The sequence below is a fragment of the secondary endosymbiont of Ctenarytaina eucalypti genome (assembly GCF_000287335.1).
In the GTDB taxonomy this organism is placed as follows: Bacteria; Pseudomonadota; Gammaproteobacteria; order Enterobacterales; family Enterobacteriaceae.
Genome location: NC_018419.1, coordinates 1,283,994 through 1,307,609 on the forward strand (window position 1 = coordinate 1,283,994; position 23,616 = coordinate 1,307,609).

General features: G+C 42.6%; 9 protein-coding genes. 3 read left to right on the forward strand and 6 right to left on the reverse strand.

Annotated features, from left to right (window positions below; genetic code table 11):
* Nucleotides 1-2,600: 2,600 nt before the first annotated feature.
* The gene (fabB, locus tag A359_RS03685) at nucleotides 2,601-3,812 is read left to right on the forward strand and encodes a beta-ketoacyl-ACP synthase I (RefSeq protein ID WP_014888530.1); all 1,212 of its coding nucleotides are present in this window, start codon (nucleotides 2,601-2,603) and stop codon (nucleotides 3,810-3,812) included.
* Between the two features lie 1,179 nt (nucleotides 3,813-4,991).
* Here fabB and ubiB read toward each other — a convergent pair.
* The 4 genes from ubiB to rmuC form a co-directional block, all read right to left on the reverse strand.
* A complete protein-coding gene (gene ubiB, locus A359_RS03690; RefSeq protein ID WP_014888531.1) occupies nucleotides 4,992-6,626 on the reverse strand; it encodes a ubiquinone biosynthesis regulatory protein kinase UbiB in 1,635 nt (544 codons plus the stop codon).
* Nucleotides 6,623-7,222, reverse strand: coding sequence for a ubiquinone biosynthesis accessory factor UbiJ (locus A359_RS03695; protein WP_230197409.1), 600 nt, complete (start codon nucleotides 7,220-7,222; stop codon nucleotides 6,623-6,625). Before A359_RS03695 ends, ubiB begins: the two co-directional genes overlap by 4 nt.
* 21 nt (nucleotides 7,223-7,243) lie before the next feature.
* On the reverse strand, nucleotides 7,244-8,002 hold the full coding sequence (ubiE, locus tag A359_RS03700) for a bifunctional demethylmenaquinone methyltransferase/2-methoxy-6-polyprenyl-1,4-benzoquinol methylase UbiE (RefSeq protein ID WP_014888533.1): 759 nt from the start codon (nucleotides 8,000-8,002) through the stop codon (nucleotides 7,244-7,246).
* A gap of 71 nt (nucleotides 8,003-8,073) precedes the next feature.
* Nucleotides 8,074-9,642: a DNA recombination protein RmuC gene (rmuC, locus tag A359_RS03705; RefSeq protein WP_014888534.1), complete on the reverse strand. Its 1,569-nt coding sequence runs from the start codon at nucleotides 9,640-9,642 to the stop codon at nucleotides 8,074-8,076.
* Nucleotides 9,643-11,277: 1,635 nt separating this feature from the next.
* Here rmuC and ubiD point away from each other — a divergent pair.
* Nucleotides 11,278-12,765 (forward strand): 4-hydroxy-3-polyprenylbenzoate decarboxylase, encoded by a 1,488-nt coding sequence (ubiD, locus tag A359_RS03710; protein WP_014888536.1) that lies wholly within the window; start codon nucleotides 11,278-11,280, stop codon nucleotides 12,763-12,765.
* A gap of 922 nt (nucleotides 12,766-13,687) precedes the next feature.
* A complete protein-coding gene (pepQ, locus tag A359_RS03715) occupies nucleotides 13,688-15,019 on the forward strand; it encodes a Xaa-Pro dipeptidase (RefSeq protein ID WP_014888538.1) in 1,332 nt (443 codons plus the stop codon).
* A gap of 4,141 nt (nucleotides 15,020-19,160) precedes the next feature.
* Here the strand turns inward: pepQ and hemE are convergent.
* Both hemE and A359_RS03730 read right to left on the reverse strand, forming a co-directional pair.
* On the reverse strand, nucleotides 19,161-20,225 hold the full coding sequence (gene hemE / locus A359_RS03725; RefSeq protein ID WP_014888540.1) for a uroporphyrinogen decarboxylase: 1,065 nt from the start codon (nucleotides 20,223-20,225) through the stop codon (nucleotides 19,161-19,163).
* Between the two features lie 1,432 nt (nucleotides 20,226-21,657).
* The gene (locus A359_RS03730) at nucleotides 21,658-22,389 is read right to left on the reverse strand and encodes a phosphohydrolase (protein WP_014888541.1); all 732 of its coding nucleotides are present in this window, start codon (nucleotides 22,387-22,389) and stop codon (nucleotides 21,658-21,660) included.
* Nucleotides 22,390-23,616: the final 1,227 nt, after the last annotated feature.

Genomic DNA, 23,616 nt, shown 5'->3' on the forward strand with positions numbered 1-23,616 from the left:
ATGTTGAAAGATCTACACCAGAGGCTATACTCTATTTTAATCATTCCGGACACCCTTCCCTTGGGTTAATAAGCACCCTGTTAGCAGTGCGCTTGTCAGAAACTCTGCTTCTATTACATAAAGTTAGCGCAAGAATTATTTAGACTTCATTAGAAAAAGACCGACCTGAGATGATCAACATAGTTTACTATTATTTGATAATAGAACAGGATGATGTTTTAGTCTTCAGTAAGGTCGTGCTCGCATCAAATTTTTTTCTTATAAAGTGATTTTATGCCATTAGAAACGATGAAGGAGAAGATCATTAGAGTCTCTATGATTATTTATGACTATTATTGAGTCTGAGTAAGTGCTACGTGTAGCCCTCTCCTGAGGAAAAAGCACTTTTCTAACCTCAATGGTTATTAGGGCATGATTATTAGTTTTTATCGTCGATCGACGGCCATATTTTTGATTGAAACTGGGGAGGTAAAGTATCCTGTATAATATGTTACAATGGATTCATTAACCGCTCACTTTGCTGTTAGAGGGCGGTTGTTAATGACGCAGTTCAGCAGTGCTATGCCTAACATAATCTCATCGTGAAGATACATTCTCATTTCGTTTATTCTACGTTTCGTATTTAGAGGAAGTCATATATTTATTAAATTTTTTGAGATGGCTCGCGCTTGTCACGTCTATAATCCTAAGATTTACCGCGGGTGTAATATGCAATCTAAAAAATATTTTTTTATAGCAACATTCGGCGGCACTTTGCAATACCGATTACGATAACTATAAGTGCGTTTCTCGGGCTAAAAGGATAGGGTAAGAACCGAATCTTAGGAAGATTCAAGACAGTATGTGTTGTGATGTGCATGTTGCACGTACTATGCTCTTTTCAGCTGAGCATGATTTTATCCTGACTTCTCGCTCACTAGGTATTCTCACTGGAGAAATATGCAGAAAATTAACAGGTGTGATAGATGCATATTTTGCTATTTTACAGTCATCACGCACTAGTGAATATAGTTATCGTAAGTAGAGTGTTCTGTACGCATACTGAATACCAGTAAGCGTGAGCGTTTTTATTAACAAAAATCTTTCGGTTGAATTTTTTCCTTTCGCAATACTAATAAGGACGCTCGTTAGGATGGTCTTGATATCATCCGTATTAATATAAAAGATGATGGGAACTAAGAAGAATGCTTACTGTTGTGCTGTAATCTATTGTTGAGAGGTGCCCGCTTGTTGCATCTGGAGAGGAGATCGCTGACTGTCTGTTTTTCCAAGCATCATCAGTACTTCTCATGAGATTAATGTATGATCGCATGGTTACTCTTAGAGTATGAGTAGATAATAACGCTCTCAGTACCGCAAGAGCGTATACGGCTTCTTTTTCCTCAAAAGCAGAGAATGATAGCAGTAATATATCTTCTAAGAGATCTTGTCTGATATAACATAATCGTTTCTGGTGCTAAATTTTGAGAAATAGGATATCGATCGTGCAGCACACTAGCACTGCTTTGTAATAAATGGCTGATGCTATTATGTGTCGAGAAATATACCGCCGGATAACGCTTAGGCTATCTGATAAGCGTATCAACACCATGTTTCTAAAATATTTATTTTCTTTTACTAAAAAATTTCAGGCGCGTGTTCTAGGAAAAGACGCGTTCTCACATCGTCGCATTAAAGCGACGTGATTCAAAAAGTATTTAACGCATTCCTCTCTAGTAGTTATCAAAATGCTCAACATGCATGTTATTGCAAACCTTTTCTTTCTAGCTGTCTTTCTGATACATCAACTAGTGAGGTCTGATTCTATTCAAAAAAAGTGTTGTTTCCCTATACAAGGAAACATTGACTCACTTATTGATGCCATTAGAAAACTACGACGCTTGCACGGATGATTGCAAGCAACCTCGCATTTAATTTTGTGCTTTTCTCTTATTATAGGGAGCCATCTATTAGGATGCATATCGTGAGATGAGCGAATAGTGACCTAAATGTTGATTTTGACTAATGCCATTACATTCAACTTATGCTGCTTTATCCGCGAGGCATAGTATGTACTTACTGCAGAACTCATAAAGTGTAGTAATAGCTTATCGGTTTTATGTTGGTGATTAACTGTATTCATTCAACAATGCTCAGAGAACGTCAATAAGTTTTAAAAACATGCAGGTGATCTAAGGATCACGAGGACAAAAACGAATAGCAATCCAGTTTATCAATCTATAATAAGATAAATGACATAAGAAAAAAAGACTACTGAAATTGCGAGATTACATCCCCTTACTGAGAGTAATAATAAAAACTATTATGCTTTTTAATTCGTAACAGAACATCAATGCAGTGTTGCTAACATGACGTTTTAATCAATTCGGGATTTATTCGGCATCTGTAGTAACCTAGAGCAAGAGGATGGAGCGCTCTGATTATAAAAGAGAAAATTTCTTTAGAATTAGACTATGACGTGTTATGTTTCCCTCGCGATTTTCAGCAGTCGGGTTTTTTATTGCCAATTTTGTTAACATCGTTTGAACAGACTTGTTCAGCTTACATCTGTAAGCTAAAGTGAACCGCTGAAACTAAAAGATTATTACAAGAGGTATTAAATGAAACGTGCTGTGATTACCGGCCTGGGTATTTTATCAAGTATCGGTAACGACCAAAAAGAAGTTTTGGTCTCGTTGCAACAAGGCAGCTCCGGGATTAGCTTTTCTCAGGAATTTAAAGATTCTGGGATGCGCAGCCATGTATGGGGCAATGTGAAACTTGATACTAACGGGCTAATTGATCGCAAAATAGCGCGTTTTATGAGTAATGCTTCTGTCTATGCCTTTCTGTCTATGGAGCAGGCGATTGCAGATTCCGGATTAACACCGGCCTTAGTATCCAATGATCGGACTGGCCTCATCGTAGGTTCCGGTGGGGGCTCACCCCGCAATCAGGTTGCTGGATCCGACCGCATGAGGGCCCGAGGTCTACGCGGTGTCGGCCCCTATATGGTCACTAAAGCGATGGCCTCAGGCGTCTCAGCATGCCTAGCAACCTCTTTTAAAATTCGCGGTATTAATTATTCTATCAGTTCTGCTTGTGCGACCTCTGCACATTGTATCGGTAATGCGTTAGAAATAATAGAGCTCGGGAAACAAGACGTCATCTTTGCTGGCGGCGGTGAAGAGTTATGTTGGGAAATGGCTTGTGAATTTGATGCTATGGGGGCGTTGTCCACCCGCTACAACAAAACTCCGGAGAAAGCATCGCGTACTTATGATGTTAATCGAGATGGATTTGTTATCGCCGGTGGCGGCGGGATTGTTGTCTTAGAAGGGCTGGAGCATGCCCTAGCTCGTGGTGCTCATATCTATGCTGAAATCATTGGCTATGGAGCGACCTCCGACGGCTCGGATATGGTTGTGCCGTCTGGAGAAGGAGCCATCCGCTGTATGAAGATGGCACTAAAAGATGTTGATGGAAAAGTAGATTATCTGAACGTTCACGGTACCTCGACGCCCATCGGGGACGTGAAAGAGTTATGGGCGATTCGTAAAACTTTTGGCGACCAGCATCCGCTATTCTCCTCTACCAAAGCGATGACAGGCCACTCGCTGGGAGCGGCGGGGGTACATGAAACGATTTTTTCCCTTCTGATGCTTGAGCATGGTTTCATCGCTCCAAACATTAATATTGAAACACTTGATCCAGAGGCAAAGGGGATGAATCTTATAACCGAGCCGACCCAGTGTAGACTGACTACCGTCATGAGCAACAGCTTTGGTTTTGGCGGCACCAACGCAACGCTTGTCATGCGGAAATATTCCTGATCGCGTTATTAGATGCAGTCTCGCTCCGGTAGAATAACGGAGGTATTCACTGCCGCTTTATAGTAAGAAAAGGCAAGCATCGTATGCTTAAAAACATTTTCATCTAGATCATAAGAGTCCCGATAGAGAAAAGTAGTGCTTATGCGCCTTCTGCATCACGACTGTCGGTATTAAGCTGCAATTTGTATACTCAACCAAGTACATAAGGCCCTACCTCCTTTTTGATGTCGGCTCCAAAATGAATGGAAGTGCATTCTGCGATGTCAGCTGATGACGTGAGAGACGATGCGGAAGATAGCATCTCTTAGAAAGAGATGCATTCCCTACTAAACCGGTACAGTAAAAGCATGATGCTCTATTTATTAAAAATATCTCGGCAGCGTTGCTATAATCGGCGATCCGATATGTGATGTATTAAAACTACTTAAGTCATGATTTGTTTTTAAATGACACTGACCCGCCAGGAAAAGGATTAAGCTTGTTTCAACAAATATGTCATAATACACCTCAGCAGCATTGCAGGCAGTACCATAATTTTATTAAAACTATAATTCCTTTCATAAGCCAATACATGTTGAAAATAATGTATGTTATCTCTATGCTTTCTGATAACCTCGATGCAGTTATCAGCAGTCCCCCACCAGGCAGCATACAATTATAGTGGCACTGCTTTCTGCCTGCAATTTACGAGACTACCTTGCGGTTAGGGCAGCAAGGTAGTCGCCGAGGAACCTAGCTAGTCTCCGGCCCTGGACCCCGTGAGCTGCACTACCACGTCTGCATCGTGGGTTTTTTCTGCATAACGTTTTTCTACTCTTACCTCTGGGGTTCTCTATAACTAACAGAGAAAGTGTGCGGTTGAAAATCCGGATTGCAATAGGTTATCCATGCTAAACTTGACGCAATTTTCGTGTAAAATACCACCATGATACTAATCTGACCCTCCATGTCTATTGTAGACATGGAGGGTCAGATTAGTATCATGGTGTGCTAGACACCTATCGCATTGCAAGATAGTATCTTTACTAAGTCTAATTCTTTAACAATGCTATTGTGTTTAACGTATCCCAGCTAACGCTGATCTCAGGTCGTTAAAATATTGCGTACATAAGAATAGATCCAAGATAGCTGCAATAATTAATAATTACTGATGACATTCATTCATAGGTTGAAAGATAGCTACGCGGTTCGTCTCAAACCGATCATCCAGCTTATGATGCCAGCGGTCATCAGCCAGGTCGCTAGAGATCCCCCATGAGTGCTTTGTGATGTTAAGAAAGTGCCACTGAGCAGCAGTGTAGTACCAACACCAAACAAAAAACGTGATTGGCTTTGCCGCACATAATGAATCCGCATATCCTCTGACATGTGATCTATGCTTTGCCGCAATAGACGATGCTGCTTAAAACTATCATAGACAAGTTCTGGTAATTCAGGTAATTTCTCCGCCCAGTAAGGCGTTTTCTCTTTCAGCCTGCGTAGGATGGCTGGTAGGCTTACCTGCTCTCTAAGCCAGTGCTCCAGAAAAGGTTTAGCTGTTGTCCATAAATCCAGCTGAGGATACAGCTGTCGTCCGACACCTTCAATATACAATAGTGTTTTTTGCAGTAAAACCAGCTGAGGTTGTACTTCCATATTAAAGCGCCGCGCAGTGTTAAAGAGATTTAACAGCAGGTGACCAAATGAAATCTGTGCGAGTGGCTTTTCAAAAATCGGTTCGCAGACAGTGCGAATAGCGAACTCAAAATCTGCAACGTCAGTATCCATTGGTACCCAGCCCGAGTCCACGTGTAGCTCGGCTACTTTACGATAATTGCGGTTCAGGAAGGCGAGTAAATTTTCTGCTAGATAGCGCTGATCTTCTTTATTTAGCGAGCCCACAATACCATAGTCAATCCCTATATAATAGGGATTGTCTGGGTGTTCAAAACTGACGAAAATATTGCCGGGATGCATATCGCCATGGAAAAAGCCATCACGAAAAATCTGGGTAAAAAAGACTTGCACACCCCGCTCTGCTAGCAGCTGCATATTGGTGCCCTGCTGCTCAAGAGCAGCCACATCGCTGACCGGCACGCCATAGATACGCTCCATTACCATCATGGTTTCGCTGCAATAATCCGTATAGATCTCTGGAATATACAGCATGGGGCTATTTACAAAATTACGTCTCAGCTGAATGGCATTTGCCGCTTCGCGCAGCAAATTAAGCTCATTGAGCAACGTTTTTTTATATTCCAGCAAAACTGTTACTGGTCGCAAACGGCGGCAGGCCGGTAACAAACGCGGGATCCAGCGTGCTAACAGGTACATGAGTCGCATATCAGCTTGAATCATCGGCAAAACATCCGGTCGGATTACTTTAATTACCACTTCTTTGCCGTTTTTGAGTCGAGCAGCATGTACTTGCGCAATGGAGGCTGAAGCTAGCGGGTTCTGCTGAAAATCGTCGAACCAGCTTTCTAGCGGCTGCTCCATCGAGCGTTCGATATGTATGCGCGCGAGGGAGCCATCAAAGGGTTGTACCTTATCCTGAAGCATAACCAATTGATCGGAAATGGTTTTCGAGAAAAGATCGCGGCGTGTCGAGAGCATTTGGCCCAACTTAATCCATACTGGCCCTAAATCCTGCAACGCCAGGCGTAAACGTTCTCCTAATATGCGGTCTCCATGGTTATTCGGTATCCAGAAAAGCAAAGTGCGGCCCAGCCTGATCGGTAGTGTTCGCTGCGTTTTTGGGATGCACTCATCTAATCCGTAGTTAAGGATTACTCGAATAATCAGATAAAAGCGCCTGATCTCGCTGAATATCATCTTCTTCCCTCTAGTTTATTCAGGCGGATCGATAGATTGTGACCCGCCTGGGTTATATCTTGTACTGCACGGGAGAACCACTCAAGTTCCAAGGCCCCAATCGCTACTTGCCATTCGTCCGTAATCGCCCTCGCCATCCACTCCTGGCTGGTGCGAAAAAAACTCCTTACGGCATTCAGCTGCTGACCTCCCGTTTGTACGACACTTTCAGCAGCAATATCGCCGATCCACGGCGAGAATAGCTCTGCTACATCAAATTCAGCCATATCTAGCAGAGTCACGAATTGTTGTAAGTACTGTAGCTCTCCTTCCACATCAAAAGAATCCTGCTTGATAAGCTGCTTCAGATTCTGACCGCTTAGCAGTAACAGAAGTTGCGTGATACTGGTGCGCACCGTGCAATCTGCGGTATTATCCCAAGCGTTAAGCACATCAAGCCGGCGATCGCTGAATACTAGAATGACGGGGAGCGTACATGCATCTAATTCAAATCGGAACACTTGACCTTTTAGACGCTCACGGGCAGAAGACATGGCACGATCTTGATAAAAGAGATGTTGAAGTACAACTTCTAATATTGCGCTTATCAATGGCATGAGCAACATGTCATATTCCAATCAGAATTTATAACTACGGTGCAGGGCGACGATGCCGCCGCTCATATTAAAATATTCAGCCTTGTTGAATCCGGCTGCCAGTATCATCGATTTTAGCATTTCTTGATCCGGATGCATGCGGATGGATTCCGCAAGATACCGATAACTTCGGGCGTCTTGGGCTACTATATTACCAATACACGGCAGTACGTGGAAGGAATATAGATCATACGCTTTCTTCAGTAGTTTGCATCGAGGGGTGGAAAACTCAAGAATCAACAGTCTACCTCCGGGTTTCAGTGCTAGATACATCGACTTCAGCGCCTGATCTTTTTCGGTCACATTACGCAGTCCAAAAGACATAATAATGCAATCAAAGATATTATGTGAAAACGGTAGCGCTTCTGCGTTAGCCTGGACATAGCTGACATTGCCTAGAATACCGCGGTTGCGCAACTTCTCCCGACCCATCTTCAGCATAGATTCGTTAATATCTGCTAGCACTACGTCCCCTTTTTCACCTACAATCCGGGAAAAGGTAGCGGTTAAATCGCCGGTGCCTCCCGCCAGATCTAGGACTTTTTGCCCGCGGCGTACGCCACTGCACTGGATAGCGAACCGTTTCCAAAGACGGTGAATGCCGAATGACATTAGATCATTCATGAGATCGTATTTTTCAGCAATAGAGTGAAAGACATCGGCTACCATTAATGCTTTCTGCGCCTTCGAAACCGTCAGGAAACCAAAATGGGTGGTTGCACTCCTGTCTTCATCTGTCATACTTGTTTTCCTGATCGATCAATGTTTAGGCCAGTGTAACAGATGAAAGCTGAAACCCCTACGGCACCACGTTACTTCTTGTATCGCTTACGTGGTGGCAGGTTAGTCACATCCTTTATCCTATTTACTTTCGGTTCGTAAGTCTCATCGCATAAGCATTCTTCTGATACCGGAGCATCCTCACCAGATCTATCCGTAATGGGGCTATTTATGCTTGAAGTAGGGGGGATGGGTCGCTTCATGTCCACACCGAGGGCTCGGAATTCTTCAGCCTGACTGATAATATTACCACGCCCATAGCGCAATTTATTTTGCGCTAGCCGATAACTGGCTTGCGCTTTCTCAAGGCTTTGACCAATCGCGTCCATATCACTAACAAATAATCGTAATTTATCATAGAGGCGTGCAGCACGATCAGCGATATGTTGCGCGTTACGGCTTTGATGCTCGTAGCTCCAAAGATTATGTATGGTGCGTAGCGCAACTAGAAGCGTGCTAGGGCTCACCAGTATAATATTATGCGCCATCGCTTCATTTATCAGCTCCGGCTGTCGGTCGATTGCCACTATAAAGGCTGGCTCAATCGGGACAAACATCAAGACGTAATCGAGCGAGCGTAAGCTTGGTATTTTTTCATAATCTTTATTGCTTAGTAATTTTATGTGAGCACGCAGCGCATTTACATATTCGCTTAGCGCCTGTTGCCGCTCAACATCATTGTCGCTATTGAAATAACGTTCATAGGCTACCAGCGAAATTTTTGCATCGATAATTACATCTTTTCCCTGTGGTAGGCGAACCACGACATCAGGCTGTACACGACGACCATCTCCTTTCTGAATACTGATCTGAGTTTCAAATTCATTACCTGCGCGCAATCCAGATGCTTCAAGTATCTTGCTGAGCACCACTTCACCCCAAGTGCCCTGTGCTTTTTTGTCGCCTTTGAGCGCGCGAGTAAGATTGACGGCCTCTTGAGCCATCTGAACATTAAGTTTCTGCAAGTTCTGAATTTCATGACGGAGCGTATGACGCTCACGCGCTTCTTGATTAAAGCTTTCTTGCGCCTGCTGGCGAAAGCCGTCTAATTGCTCGCGCAGGGGCATCAGCATCTGATTCAGACTTTGACGATTTTGTTCGTCTACCTTCCGTCCACTATGTTCAAAGATGCGGTTCGCTAGATTTTCAAACTGCGCTGACAAACGCCGCTCACTGTCGATTAACAAACGCTGTTTTTCTTCCGTCGCGAGCCGTGTTTCTTCTAAACGTATAGCGACCTCTCGCAGGTCTGCCTCCTGGCGTCTATTTAGTTCTAGTTGCCCCCGCAGTTCTTGATTGAGCTGTTCGCACTCCAGGCGAACGTGCGAAAGGGAGCTCAACCGTTCCTCGGCAGCTACTAGCCTGCCATATTGTTCGCGCTGCCTTTGCTCACCAGCGCGCAGTGAGGCCTCGCCTTGCTGCCGGGCATTTTGCTCATAGAGTAAGGCTTTCTGTGCTGCCAGAAGCTTTTGCTCGAGACTTATTCGTTCGGCTTCCTGTGCTAAATGCTGTGGATGCAGGCGGAGCGCGTCGATCAGCCAACCTAGCAAGGCGCCAATCAGAGCGCCGCCTATACCACTATACAATAGGCCGTAATCCATCTTTTCTCCGAAAAACCACGTCTAATAATGACGTTAAAAGGGAACCTTGTATATGCCCATATCCTTTGAGTAATAGCTAAAACGCCTAATCTAATGCAATTCAAATACCGGGAGCATGCCTGCTAAATGCTACTAGCGCTTCAGATACAAGATTTACTAACTGCAACCTGAGGCGATGATACTTCATAGAAGCCCCTCAGGTTGCAGTAGTAGGACAATCCACTCACAGTGAGCCTAACATGGCCGGATACAGCAGGCCGACAAGCGCCCTAATGCGGGGTAGCGCTACAGGCATGCCGCGTGATTTTTACTAGATTTATAAACTGATGAAACTCTCATTAAGATAAGCAGATTATCTCTTTACTTAGACAGCGAGAACAGACAATGTTGATCAACATTCACCTGTTAACACTTAGTATCATGATTGATGCGGTCATCAACAGGAAAAGATATTATAGTTAGGGGTGCAGCAGAACAAAGAGTCTAAAATAGAATTTACAGTCTGACACAATAATGTCACTAAATTCAGAGAATGACGTAACCGTCATCTGACAATAGAGAGCACAATACATCAAAAAATCTATACTTTATCGTCAGAAGGTCTTACTAGTTCACCGGCTCTGCCGGGATTGATAACTGCTCTACCGGAACATCTGGTAGGGCTAGTTGCCGCTGCTAAAAATATCTAATACTGTTATTAAACTCTGTTGAGGAAGAAAATAACGCTCGTTTGTATCTCTCCGAGGTCTAAGTGCGAAAGCTCTTAGCTAGCTGCGCCATATTATATATGTATCTAGGCGTTTAAAAATAAGCACTGAATATCAGTAGTAAGAAGCTTTGGAAAAGCAACCAGCCTATCGGCTTTTAGCAGCTAAAGTAATGATTTTCAGTCTACAACACTTCTAGGTGTTTTGCTGTATCTTCATAATCATGAAGCGCAGAAATGCGCACATAATAGGCAAAATGCGTAACTAAATTATCCATCTTAGACATGACAGAGCGCACCCGTATCGTGTGGAAGTAACTCTACTAGCAGCGAATTACCATGAAAAGCTCATTGATTTAACCATGCTATTGAAAGCTGTTGCTGTTGCCGTAAGGGCACTTCACTTCCCGGCTAAGTTAGCCTGATCACGACCTGTTCGGATGCCACGTAATCTTATTACATACTGTCATTTTACACTACGCATCCTCTTAGGTGAATATGCAAAGCAGCATGCTAGTCTACTGTCAATCTTTACTAGAACTGATGTGCATCATGGGTATGTCGTATTTTCATAAGGTTGAACGTCATGATTTTAACTTCTTGAGATTAATTGAGGCACTGAACCAACAGCAAAAAAATCTATTTTTATCAATAAATATACTTTCATCTATCTTCAATGCTGAGCGCCCAGTACTAGATATAACATCCTCATCACGGGGATCGGAAGCGTAATGTTTTTGGGTTTCATTAGAAACCTATATGTTTATAACATTGCCGCTCCTCTCTCAGGACTAATGTAGGTATATAGGAGAAAACGTAGCTGCTACGGTATATGTTCGGACGGTTTATTTTATCTTTTTTGAATAAAATACCAGCAAAACTAATAAAGAGATCTTATAATATAGGCTAAATATCCACGGGATGATGCTATGAAATACCGTGACTTGCGAGCCTTCCTGGCTCTATTAGAGCGGAGGGGGGAATTGAAGCGCATTAGCTTACCCATCGATCCCTATTTGGAAATGACAATAATCGCTGACCGCACGTTGCGTGCAGACGGTCCTGCTCTGCTGTTTGAAAACCCAAAAGGGTATACGATGCCGGTGCTGTGCAATCTATTTGGGACCCAAGAGCGCGTAGCGCTTGGTATGGGAAGAGAGAGCGTCAGTGCACTACGCGATGTAGGTAAATTTCTAGCTTTTTTGAAAGAACCTGAGCTGCCAAAAGGTTTTCGAGATCTAGTAGCGAAAGCCCCCCATTTCCGTCAAATGCTACATATGTCCATTAAACGGGTAAGTCATGCATCGTGCCAAGAGGAGATCTGGCAAGGGGAGGATGTGGATCTTGGCCGTATTCCTATCATGCACTGCTGGCCAGGCGACGCCGCGCCACTTATCACCTGGGGTCTGACCGTTACGCGCGGGCCGCACAAAGAACGGCAAAACCTAGGTATTTACCGTCAGCAGGTGGTGGATAGGAATAAGGTAATTATGCGCTGGCTCTCTCATCGTGGCGGCGCGATCGACTTTCAGGAATGGACGAAACACACGCCTGGTAAACGTTTTCCCATCGCAGTCGCCCTCGGTGCTGATCCGGCGACAATCCTAGCCGCGGTGATACCGGTGCCTGATGTGCTATCTGAATACGCTTTCGCGGGCTTGCTCCGCGGGCACAAAACCGAAGTAGTAAAGTGTGTTTCTTGTGATTTAGAGGTACCAGCTAGCGCGGAGATTGTTTTGGAAGGGTACCTGAAGGTAGGGGAAATGGCAACTGAGGGGCCGCATGGCGATCATACTGGATATTATAATGAAACAGCTACTTTTCCAGTTTTTACTATAACCCATATCACTAAGCGGCATGATGCACTGTACCTCTCAACTTATACCGGACGCCCACCTGATGAACCTGCAGTATTAGGTCAAGCTCTGAATGAAGTCTTTGTTCCTATATTGCAAAAACAGTTTCCGGAAATCATAGATTTTTACTTACCGCCAGAGGGATGCTCCTACCGCATAGCGGTAGTGACGATCAAAAAGCAATACGCTGGTCATCCCAAGCGCGTCATGATGGGTGTTTGGTCTTTTCTGCGTCAATTCATGTATACGAAATTTATCATCGTATGCGATGATGATATCAATGCGCGCAATTGGAAAGATGTGATATGGGCGCTGACAACGCGTATGGATCCTGTGAGAGATACTCTCTTGATGGACAATACACCGATAGATTATCTTGATTTCGCTTCGCCAGTTTCCGGCCTAGGATCAAAAATGGGCATGGATGCAACCAACAAATGGCCGGGAGAAACACAGCGAACATGGGGTGTCCCAATTGTAATGGATCCAGACGTGTGCAGGCATATTGACGCTATTTGGGACCAGCTGGCTATTTTGAAAATAGCCAGCTGTCTTAATTAACACATCCTGCGTGGTAAATCACTTAATCATCCGATAGAGCGACCGCGCGTCAAGAGTGGCTTCTTAGGTCTCTTTGGTGCAAGCTATTGCTGATACCTTGTATCGCATACTACGTTGTCATCCGAAGTGTTATTCAATTATCGAGCTGGGCAGTGTCTAAGGATGCTGATAAGTGCACATGATAAAAAATATTTATCCTTAGCATTAAGGTTTGTTCCATGGTGAATTATCCCTGTCTGGATATCAGTACGTCCCAACTATGTAGGATTAGGAGAGTCTTCACGTGCTTCCCTTTTGCACAGGAAAGAAATTACCGTCTAAGTCTCATAGCGTGCAGCGTAACTGCCATACTGATACCGACGGGTGCGTCATGCTTCTTGCTATCGGTACTGCTGCTACGTAATCTTAAATTTATCGACTGGTTTTGGCGAATCTGTGAAAGAAATAAATGGTGTTATATTCAGGCGTCATGAGCGAGATCATTTATATGACTTCGAGAATCGGGCGTCATTGACCTTACAATGTCCGACATTGTCTGTGAGGTATCTAGTTGATAGTCGAACGGAAAAACGACGCATGAAATGGTTATTCTCGTACGTTTTTGATAAAAGTCATGAAAAACTATAGCTCTCTGGACCCCATGAGAGCTATATCGCCAGGCGATTTGAAATAGCACAAATCACTCGCGAACGTTTTTACTCTACATGTAGTGCAGAGGGTAATCATCTTTTTGATGAGGACTCCCCCTTGATTAATGCGGTGTCATCTGAGCCAGAGCAATTTCATTTTTATCCTAGTGTTGTTGAATGATGAGAAAGCATTCTATTCCGCTATGATAGTTTAATAGAAAGTGCTTATCATCACGCAGATGATAATTGTCTCATGAAGTCTAACGTCAAACTGTTACGTTTGAGAGCCCAACATGGAATCACTTTTTTCATTATACAAGGATCATCTAGCCATACTCCAACAGCGCACTCAAGAGGTATTACAGCGCCATCGGCTGAATGGGCTGCTGATTCATTCCGGAGAGCCGATAAACCGCTTTCTTGATAATCATGACTACCCCTTTAAAGTTAATCCCCAATTCAAAGCTTGGCTACCGGTGACTCGTGTGCCGCACTGCTGGCTATGGGTGGACGGGGTAAATAAGCCGACACTTTGGTATTATCTACCGCTGGACTATTGGCATCTGGTGGAGCCTGTGCCGGATAGTTTTTGGACCCCACATGTAAACATTGTGCCGTTTGCAGAGCCGGATGAAATCACCACGTTATTACCACCACTTGGTACTTGCGCCTACCTGGGATCAGCACTGCAGCGGGCCAGCCGGCTTGGGATTGAGAATGAATATATCAACCCGCAGCCGGTTCTTGATTATTTACATTTTCACCGTGCATATAAAACCGACTATGAGCTTGCTTGCATGCGTGAGGCGCAAAAATCAGCGGTAAATGGGCATCGTGCGGCAAAAGAAGCTTTTTTGTCCGATATGTCTGAATTCGATATTAATATCGCCTATCTTAGCGCCTGCGGCCACCGTGATACTGATGTCCCTTATGACAACATTGTCGCTCTGAATGAGCATGCAGCAGTATTACAGTATACCCACCTTGATCATCAAACGCCGGACCACGTTCAAAGTTTTTTGATCGATGCAGGCACTGAATACAACGGTTATTCAGCCAAACTGAGTCGCACATACGCAGTTCAAAAAGACAGCGACTTTTCTGCGCTAATTACGGCCATGAATCAGGAGCAGCTAGCGCTGACCTCGACTATCGAAACTGGCATCAATTACATTGATTATCATGTTCAAATGCATGGTAGAATTGCTAAATTGTTACGGCAGTTTGAGATTATCAGAGATTTGAGCGAAGACGCCATGGTAGATGAGGGCATTACCGTTTCGTTCCTGCCGCATGGCCTCGGTCACCAGTTAGGTTTGCAGGTATACGATGTTGCCGGCTTTATGCAAGACGATCGCGGTACCTCTAGTCCGCCTCCACCGTTACGCTATCCTCATTTACTCTGTACTCGTCTGGTGCAACCTCGGATGGTATTGACGATTAAGCCCGGTCTTTATTTTATTGAAACGCTCTTAGCGCCCTGGCGCACTACCCCTTTCAGCCGGTATTTCAACTGGTCTCGCATTGAGAGATTTAAGCCTTATGGCGGTATCCGTATTGAGGATAATATCATTATTCACGCTAACCACATCGAAAACATGACGCGTGTATTAAAGTTATCTTGATACGATCATGAGTCGCTCTGTCAGCTATAAGTAACGGTAACGGTAGAAATAAAAAACTTTTTGATCACAGCGCTTTTCCTAATTCGGGAAACCGATGTGGGTTAAAGTCTGGATTCTATAATGTTAACGGCCACGCTACATCCTGCGACCATGCATGGTCGGTTGGGGGAGTATTGCTAAACCCATTTTTAAGCACTGGTCTAGCAAAAGCTCCAATGATCATGAGCGCTCAGGAATCGCCGGTAACCGAATGTTTTTCCGATCCAGAGTAGATAGAATCTGTCTTGGAAAAAATGCCCATAATGATAATATAGAGGTTTTCTCTTGCGGGACAGAAGTTTGGTTAAAACCTACGGCAGAAGTGCTTAGCAACTTCAATAATAGTAGGCACGTCCTGGCACGCATTCCATCACTTTCGTTACTTTTAGTATCTTTCGTATCGTTGTGTAATCGTTATACAGACTCAGTGTGATTACTTAATAATGTTTCAATCTGGTAGATAGCCTTTGAGTGAGCAGAAAGAGAAGACCCGGCAATGCTGATGGGTCAGGCACTAAATCAGCAGATTGCTCTATTAAAAATTCTGTAGACCTCCACATTATTCAACTACTCGCCCTGCTTAGTCTTCCGCTCATAACTCAGTCTTGTTTATTGAGATAAGCTCTATATATACCGTCAGATTAGTCGAGGGGGCTTTAGGGCCTTTTAGCCAGTAGATTAGTGTCAAATTTTAAATTTTACTATAGAGATTATCTGCTGCAATGAATATCGTAAGTTGAGCTAATCAAGGGATAATATCGTCTTCTTTCAGTATAGAAAACGAGTAGATATCGTGATAAAATAGCTAAATTTTTGATGTGTAGTTCATTGCATTATCTACCAACACACACCTTAAAGATGAGCCTGATAAAACAATTATAGAAAATAATGCATCAAATATATCAACAGATATAAAAAACTGCCGCTTCTTCTGTTCATGAAAAGTGTTTTTAGAGCCAATAAATACCTTCTTTCGCGCTATATGAGCGAAAATAAACGAGGCCTCTATCGTGCAGGATAGATGACCTTTTCTAGACGATAAAGGTGCAAGTTTAAATTCATCAACTATAGATATCAGCGTATTGAGGTAAAAGGGCTCAATTTAAAACCTTGACATTCCTTCAGTATACGCGCAATGAACCTCTATCCAACCAAAAGTTATATAGACGAAAGAAGGCATGCTTCCCCTCTGGTTGCTTTTTTGAATCCAAACGCTTTTTTATTTAAGTTTATCTTTTAAAGATCGACCAAAAACGCAATCAGGAAAATTGATAGCTGCGATTGTTCTTTCTTTGTCGGTTTTTAGAACTTTCCCAGTGTATGTGCTGCGATCGTGAATTTTTAAAAGCGCCACAACCAACTAATTTTACTATATCCTCTTTTTAAGGGATTTGCTAATTTCTGCCACAGTAGATTACAGAACGCACTTCGCATGTGCTTTAGAAAAGATGAACTTTATTAGAAATTACATCAATTAGTTTCGTCTTATTTATATGTTAGCCTGACAATTAGTTTTTCGCTACGTCAGCATCGAGTTCAAGGGAGATGCAGATTGACAGGACGTTCCTACATACAGACCCCCTGATAGGAATGGTTCACCCACCACCTGTAGATTAGATAAAGTGTTTCTATGCAGTTTTGATGCATAAGCACAACGGGTGTTTAATTAAGGCTGTCTATTTTATTGCTAAAACTTATAGAAACATTGCTACTTCTAACTAAAAAGAGCGTGGTACTCAGTGTTTTTATTAACTCTATCTCGCGTGCTTTTCTGTCAGCCAAGACATAGTTAACATCCTATTGCATTTTCTCTTGCTGCGAAATAACCAGCAATGCATTATGCTGACAGCATGTACAGACGCACTGTCTGATCACGCAAGAAGTAGGGGGTGTATTTAAAGGCGACATAGGCATCTAGTGCAGGATAAAGGCCGTAATAATGAGCATTATTAGCTAATACAATCGCTGCTTCAGGCCTGTAAATCTGAAATCTTACACTCACTTTAGCATCTTTTAAGATGCTCGGTCTTGCAGACGAGATTCAGGGTGCGCTACAAAAGTATTGTATCGCTAATAGTAGTGTTCAGAAAAAGTAGTTAGTCGTTAAGATAAATGCGTTTTAGAGAGCCGGCATAAAAGTAATTTTTTTAGTATGCTCGCTGAGCATATATCAAACCACGTAACATCTTGTTTCGCATTGTTTTATCTTAATGCTAAATTAAGAAAAAGTGCGTTTTAGGCCACATTTCGGCGGGGGGAGGAGTGTGATTTATGCCTCTGTTTTCTCAAGGACCAAATAGTTATGAAGTGCGATACCAAGCATATTAGTTTAGCAATCCTGCCCTGGTAATCTGTACTTTACGTATGCAAAGTTGCATCTTTTGACAGGAGTCCCACGGAAATTCCTGGTGAGAATAAACAGTGTTTTTAGTACTGGTTGCTGAGCCACAATCAAGTCAGGCGATCGCTGTTCTTTATTGGCAGAAAGTATTGAGCAAAGACGGGCCAGCTAGTTAAGTTGATAAGCAGGATATTGAAATGGTTCTGAAATGGCTGTGCACGTACAGAAACCGAGAAGCAACTAGCTGACTTAAAACCATGGAATTAATCAGCCCAATTCGATGATAACGTAAATATATCAGTCAGTTACTGTGAGGATTTTACAGAGAACACTTATCTTGAAGGGAAGGGCTGAGTACTGATCCTACTTTAATCCCGCTATCAATCACGATACTGAAACGGCTATTTCGCTTTATGCTGAGCGATTAACTAGCTGCGTTGACGTGCTGTTGTAACTTAATCGATGATACGGGCACCCCCTACGAAGGCGTCAGGCCTATGATGCACTTAGGTGGTTAATAAAAAAAGTGGTTATGAATATAAACACATCAAGGCGTATTGATTACATTCATGTCTGTTTTGTATCTCCAGCCTTCAAGATGTTGATGAAGTAGAGTAGAGCGTCTGATAGTGGAGTCCTTAAAACAAGCAGAGTACGGTATATGCGCTATCTAGTAGTATGCGGCTAAAATATTCATTGATTTATTGCAAATAATCACACAGCAATATTTCTGATGCAACGATGCTGAAGGATTGCATAAAACATATCCACTTGCACATCACGCCTGCCTTAGGTGACGGAGCTTAGCATGCACCTTACTGCTATTTGCTGTGGAATATAGAAAAAACACAAGCCTTTTGCTCTGGTACTAGAAGAAGAATCAAGATTGAGAAGTGTATATTATGAGTGTGACACCGAGTATTGAGCAATCAGGAGCTTGACTGTAGTTAGAGGGTCTAAAAAAGAATATGAGTTATCACCGAAAGATAACGACTAGAACAGTTCTGTTCTTTTTCAATCCATCATGCTATTTTCTGATGCAAGTCTAAATAAAAACGATGCACCGCAGGGGATATGATGGGAATCATCAAATCCGTAAAATAACCTACGCTGTTCGTAGGAAGGCTTTAATGCCATTCTTTTTCGTAAGAACAGCGATGCTAGCGATTAACGCGTCGACTAATCTATGTTTTTTAATATACATCTAAGATTTTATGCCTTTAAATATTGGGAAAACGAAACAGTTAGACATATAAGACATTTTAACGATGATGCTCATCAATGTACATGCTGGAAATTTTCTTCTACTGGGAAAAGTTAAGTAAAATCATGGCCGCTATCTTGACCTCATGCCGTGCTCAAATTCGAGAAAGCCAGGGGGTAATTATCGTCCCTAAGATGAGGCATGATTGCCATTGGCATCTTTTTGTCTCGCGGTATAGCTTTATTGGTAAGGAACGCTCTCTGATTTTTAGAATGCATTATGGAAAAGAGTGACATGCTCTCTATGCATTATAGTGCGGCTAATAAGATTAGATTTAATAATCATGTTCATTTAGGCGATTAACGCTAGATCTTGAAGCTGTCCTTTAACATGCGTGACCTTAGTAGTGCTGTATATTTATTGATGCGTTTAGATACTTAGATAAGTATCTATTTTGATAATATGAAGCTGTATCATGAAATAGAGTGAATATATGAAATTTTTTAAGAGAATTGTTTATCACGTAGTCCTGTAGATCCTTATAACGCTCTTATATGCTAATAATGATAGGGTTTTGATAGCCGATGTACTGCCTCAACGAAATGCCCCGCATGTGCCGGGGGCACATTTTGATGCATTCCGTGCCCGAGGTTGAAGATATGCCCTGCGCCCGGGCCAAAACCGTCTAGAATAGACATTACTTCACGCTCGATGCGCTTTGGTGAGCCGTAGAGCACCGAGGGGTCCATATTGCCCTGCAATGCTACTTTTTGACCAACCCGACGCCGGGCGTCGGCAATGTCGGTGCTCCAGTCAAGGCCTAGCGCATCGCAGCCGGTGGCGGCTATCGATTCGAGCCATTGGCCTCCTCCTTTGGTAAATAGCGTCACTGGAACCCGGCGACTGTCGTGTTCACGTAAGAGACCATCAACAATTTTATGCATATAGTATAGAGAAAATTCTCGATAATCAGCGCCGGTTAGCACGCCTCCCCAAGTGTCAAATAGCATAACCGACTGAGCACCTGCGCTGATTTGGCCGTTAAGATACAAGACCACGCTGTCTGCTAATTTGTCCAGTAGCAAATGTAATGTTTCTGGTTCGGTATATAGCAATTGTTTAATTTTACTGAAGACCTTGCTGCTGCTTCCTTCTACCATGTACGTGGCGAGTGTCCAGGGGCTTCCGGAGAATCCGATTAATGGTACGGACCCCCGAAGGTGTCCGCGAATAGCACGTACCGTGTTCATTACATAGCCAAGATCCTGCTCAGGATCGGGGATCGGAAGTTTTTCTACGTCACGTCGGCTTTTTATAGGGTGTAAAAAACGAGGGCCTTCTCCATACTCAAACCATAATCCTAGTCCCATGGCGTCTGGGATAGTGAGAATGTCAGAAAATAAAATCGCAGCATCTAGTGGATAGCGACGTAGTGGCTGTAGAGTGACTTCAGAGGATAGATCGGTGTTTCGACAAAGTGACATAAAATTGCCAGCCTTTGCTCGTGTTATTTTGTATTCCGGTAAATAACGGCCGGCTTGGCGCATCATCCAGACTGGCGTTACGTCGACCGGTTGCCGAAGTAGGGCGCGAAGGTAGCGATCGTTTTTCAATGTGCTCATGAAGGTATCCTTGGTGTGATAAGTGAATTCTATCATGAGCAGCAAGTTTTACCGATGCAAGCAGTAACGAGCATCTTTTTTTAAGTCATTGGAGAGCCGCAGGTATCAACAGACGTGTTAAATGCACTAAATATTGTAAAGGGGGCTTACCGCTATCAGTGCTATTGATGCTTTACGCGAATAGTGTGCTTTGCACATTACTAACATCGTAATCCTGTACAAAATGTTGACTGCTTTGATCCTCTCGATTAATGGTAAATCTATATAGTTAGGTAGACTAGATCATTGATGAGTACATTCCCGTGCTCTTGAATGGGGATATTTTAGTCAAAAAGCACTAGTGTGATAATGTTGTTTTTCTATTTTCTCTAGGTCAACTAGCTGTGCTGCTCAAGCGCTTATTTTAACAGAGGGGTTTATAAAACTCACACTGATAAGGTAGGATGACATATGACATGCCACACTGTAGGCAGGATGAGAGGTGTTATTTTCTTTGCCTCACTCTGTCGCTATGATGGTTGGGTGTATGAAAAAGGTTTTTAGATGAAGCCAATTGAATATTACTATATTTTTTGCTTTTATCAAATAAAATAGAGCTAGTGCAGCAATACTACTACTGCTATGCGATCAATCGGCACCGATCATTGTACATCTCGAGTTGTCGACTGCGATAGGCCTGAGTGAGCTGTACTTTGAGTATTCTCATGCGATAATTCCGGGCTATTGGTGACTGTCATTCACCAAAAAAATTTAGTCCCGTCCGATCAATCACTAAATAGGTACTTTTATCACGTGTTGACGTTTTTATACTGACTAACCCCCGCTGGTGGCTCTCTAGTGCGGAGCGTAAGAACCGTTTAAACGCTTTAGCAGAAGATTAAGCGGTATTAAAAGTAACTCAATACAGCTCATCTTTTTCCCTCAGCGAAAGAAAAACGCCTATTTCATAATCAGTACCTCAGTGATCTTAGGTTCTAAGTAGACGAGTCGTTGTGTACATTCTTCAATAGAACGTTTCTCTATTTATGAAGCAAGGGCCAAGTCGTTCATCCATATTTTCAGATCACTGCGCTATCTTGAAGTCTGTATTTGTAAGTAAAGCATTAGTTATTATGAGATTTAGGATGGCAATAAAGGGTATTGATTAAAATGAATTTAGTGAACTAACGTAATAATTTCCTCTATACATGTGCTGTATTAAAAAAGTTAATCTACATATAATTAAGAGCAATTTTTTAATATTGAATTTTTTTGAAAAAAAGAACCATATCTCAGTTTTATGGACAAACATTCATATATGATTTTTCTTTTTGTATTAATAGAGCATCAGTCATACACGGAGTGTAGAATGTTTGTTGGGTGGGGTAAAAACTTAGGATAGCAGGTGATATGTTATAAACTGCATGTATTTTTAGTAAAAATAAAAGATCCTTCAATGCCCGTGCTTTTTTTCTAAACTTTCCATCACTTTATGGTTTATATTAAAACGCTCTAATGTTTCTTGATCTAGTTGGTAATGTTCTCCTTTTAGTTCTGCACATAATTTACTCATAAAGGTCACTAGGTATTCGATATTATATCGAGCCATTTTTTTCCCCAGGTCGGTTTGCATGCTGTCAGCTAAGGTCAGTAATTTGGTTTGAAAGTGATCAAAAGTATAATTGACATCATCCAGCTGCCGGTATAAGGCAAGCGGGTCAGACGCATGAAATAACCCCCGACCTAATTGCCCAGCCACATGGAACACCCTTGCTATTCCTATGGCTCCTAAAGATTCTAGCCGATCGGCATCCTGTACAATTTTTGCTTCTAATGTTTCTGGTGTGATACCGGCGCTGAAGCTATGAGCCTCTATTGCATGCGCTACTCCGCTGTAGAGCGGGGCTGGGAATGTCGGAAAGTGGTGAGCGAGAATTTCTTGTGTACGTAGAGCAGCCTGCTGTGATGCTAGATGACGTTGGGAGTGATTTTTTGGTAAATTCACCACGTCATGGAAATAGGAAGCAGCTAATATGATCATGCCGTCTGCGTCGGTAAACTGCATGATTCGACGGGCAGTTTTCCACACCCGACTAAAATGAGAAATATCATGCGCTTTGTCATTTTGAGGAAAATACCGCTCTAAATATTTCTGAAACATAATCTCCCATTTTTCTAAAGTCATACTCCCAACCTCTACGTGCTATGAATTGTGGTCGCATTATGAATGTTATTAGATATTACAGAAAATCGATGGCATCGCCGTCGATGTTAGAGGGAAAGAGTAATTATTTGTTAACCAAACGAATAAAAATATTGCAGCTCATACCGGCTTTATTAGCTAAGTATAATTTATGAGGCGTTGTACGTCGGTAGCGCTACCGTTACGCGATCCTGATCGTATTGAGCACTTCTCGTAGCATCAACTGCTTTAAGACTTTAACCATTAGTCTCGCCTTGCCTGTTTTTGATCATCAAAGTCATGACCCCGGGGAGCATGCTAAAGTGTTTTTAAGCCCGAAAATAATTTATTTCACCCTGTGACCGTAAAGATAATTTTCTTTCTTTTGCCATGGATTATGACGAATCCAAAGAGCCTGATGTTTAACTTTGAGGTTGCACCTCTCATGGCATTAGGATAACCAATCTTTCACATTCTTCTTCGGGATAAGAGGCGTTATTGTCTTCCTGAGAACGACTAATTGGCATAACGATAGAGCTGTACTGTTTTGCTATGACGGAAGAGCGGACAATGCTTGGCAGTGAGTGTCTAACTATTGATTATGCTTTATCACTATAATGATTTTAATAAATTGATTAAAAAAGATAAGTTTAGTTTATTATCGGTTGAGCGCACTGCCTGCAGTGGAAATAGACAGTTTCTATAGCACGATGAATGGTTCATATCACCACCTAACTGACTCATAACATGTTCCTATAGGCGGCGTGGTTTTCTGATAAGATAAACGCATGAGTCATTGATGAGCGCATAAAAAGAGAATATTCCTCTTGGGAGGATGAGCGGATTAGGTGCCTAATTGAGTGCGTTTTTATTTATATAGCGTCATCACCACGAGCTGAGCATAACAAAAGTATTAAGCCTTTCTTTAAAAACCTGACAATGACTGATTGCTTCATTGAGAGTGCTGGGATAACAGTATTAAGCAAAAAGGGTAGGGAGACTCTTTCGGAGAAGGGATAGTATCAATACGTGAAGAGAGTTGAGTAGGGGTCATCTAGGAGCAAAGAGCGGAATACATACAGCTATCTTTGCAGAGTTACTGTGCATAGATAGCAACCCCAGAAACATATCGGCTCTACCGGATGTCATACAGCAACTGCACGAAAAATAATCAGGACAGCGTCGGCTTACGGCGCTGATGATACACGTTGCTAGAAGAAGCAACGTGCT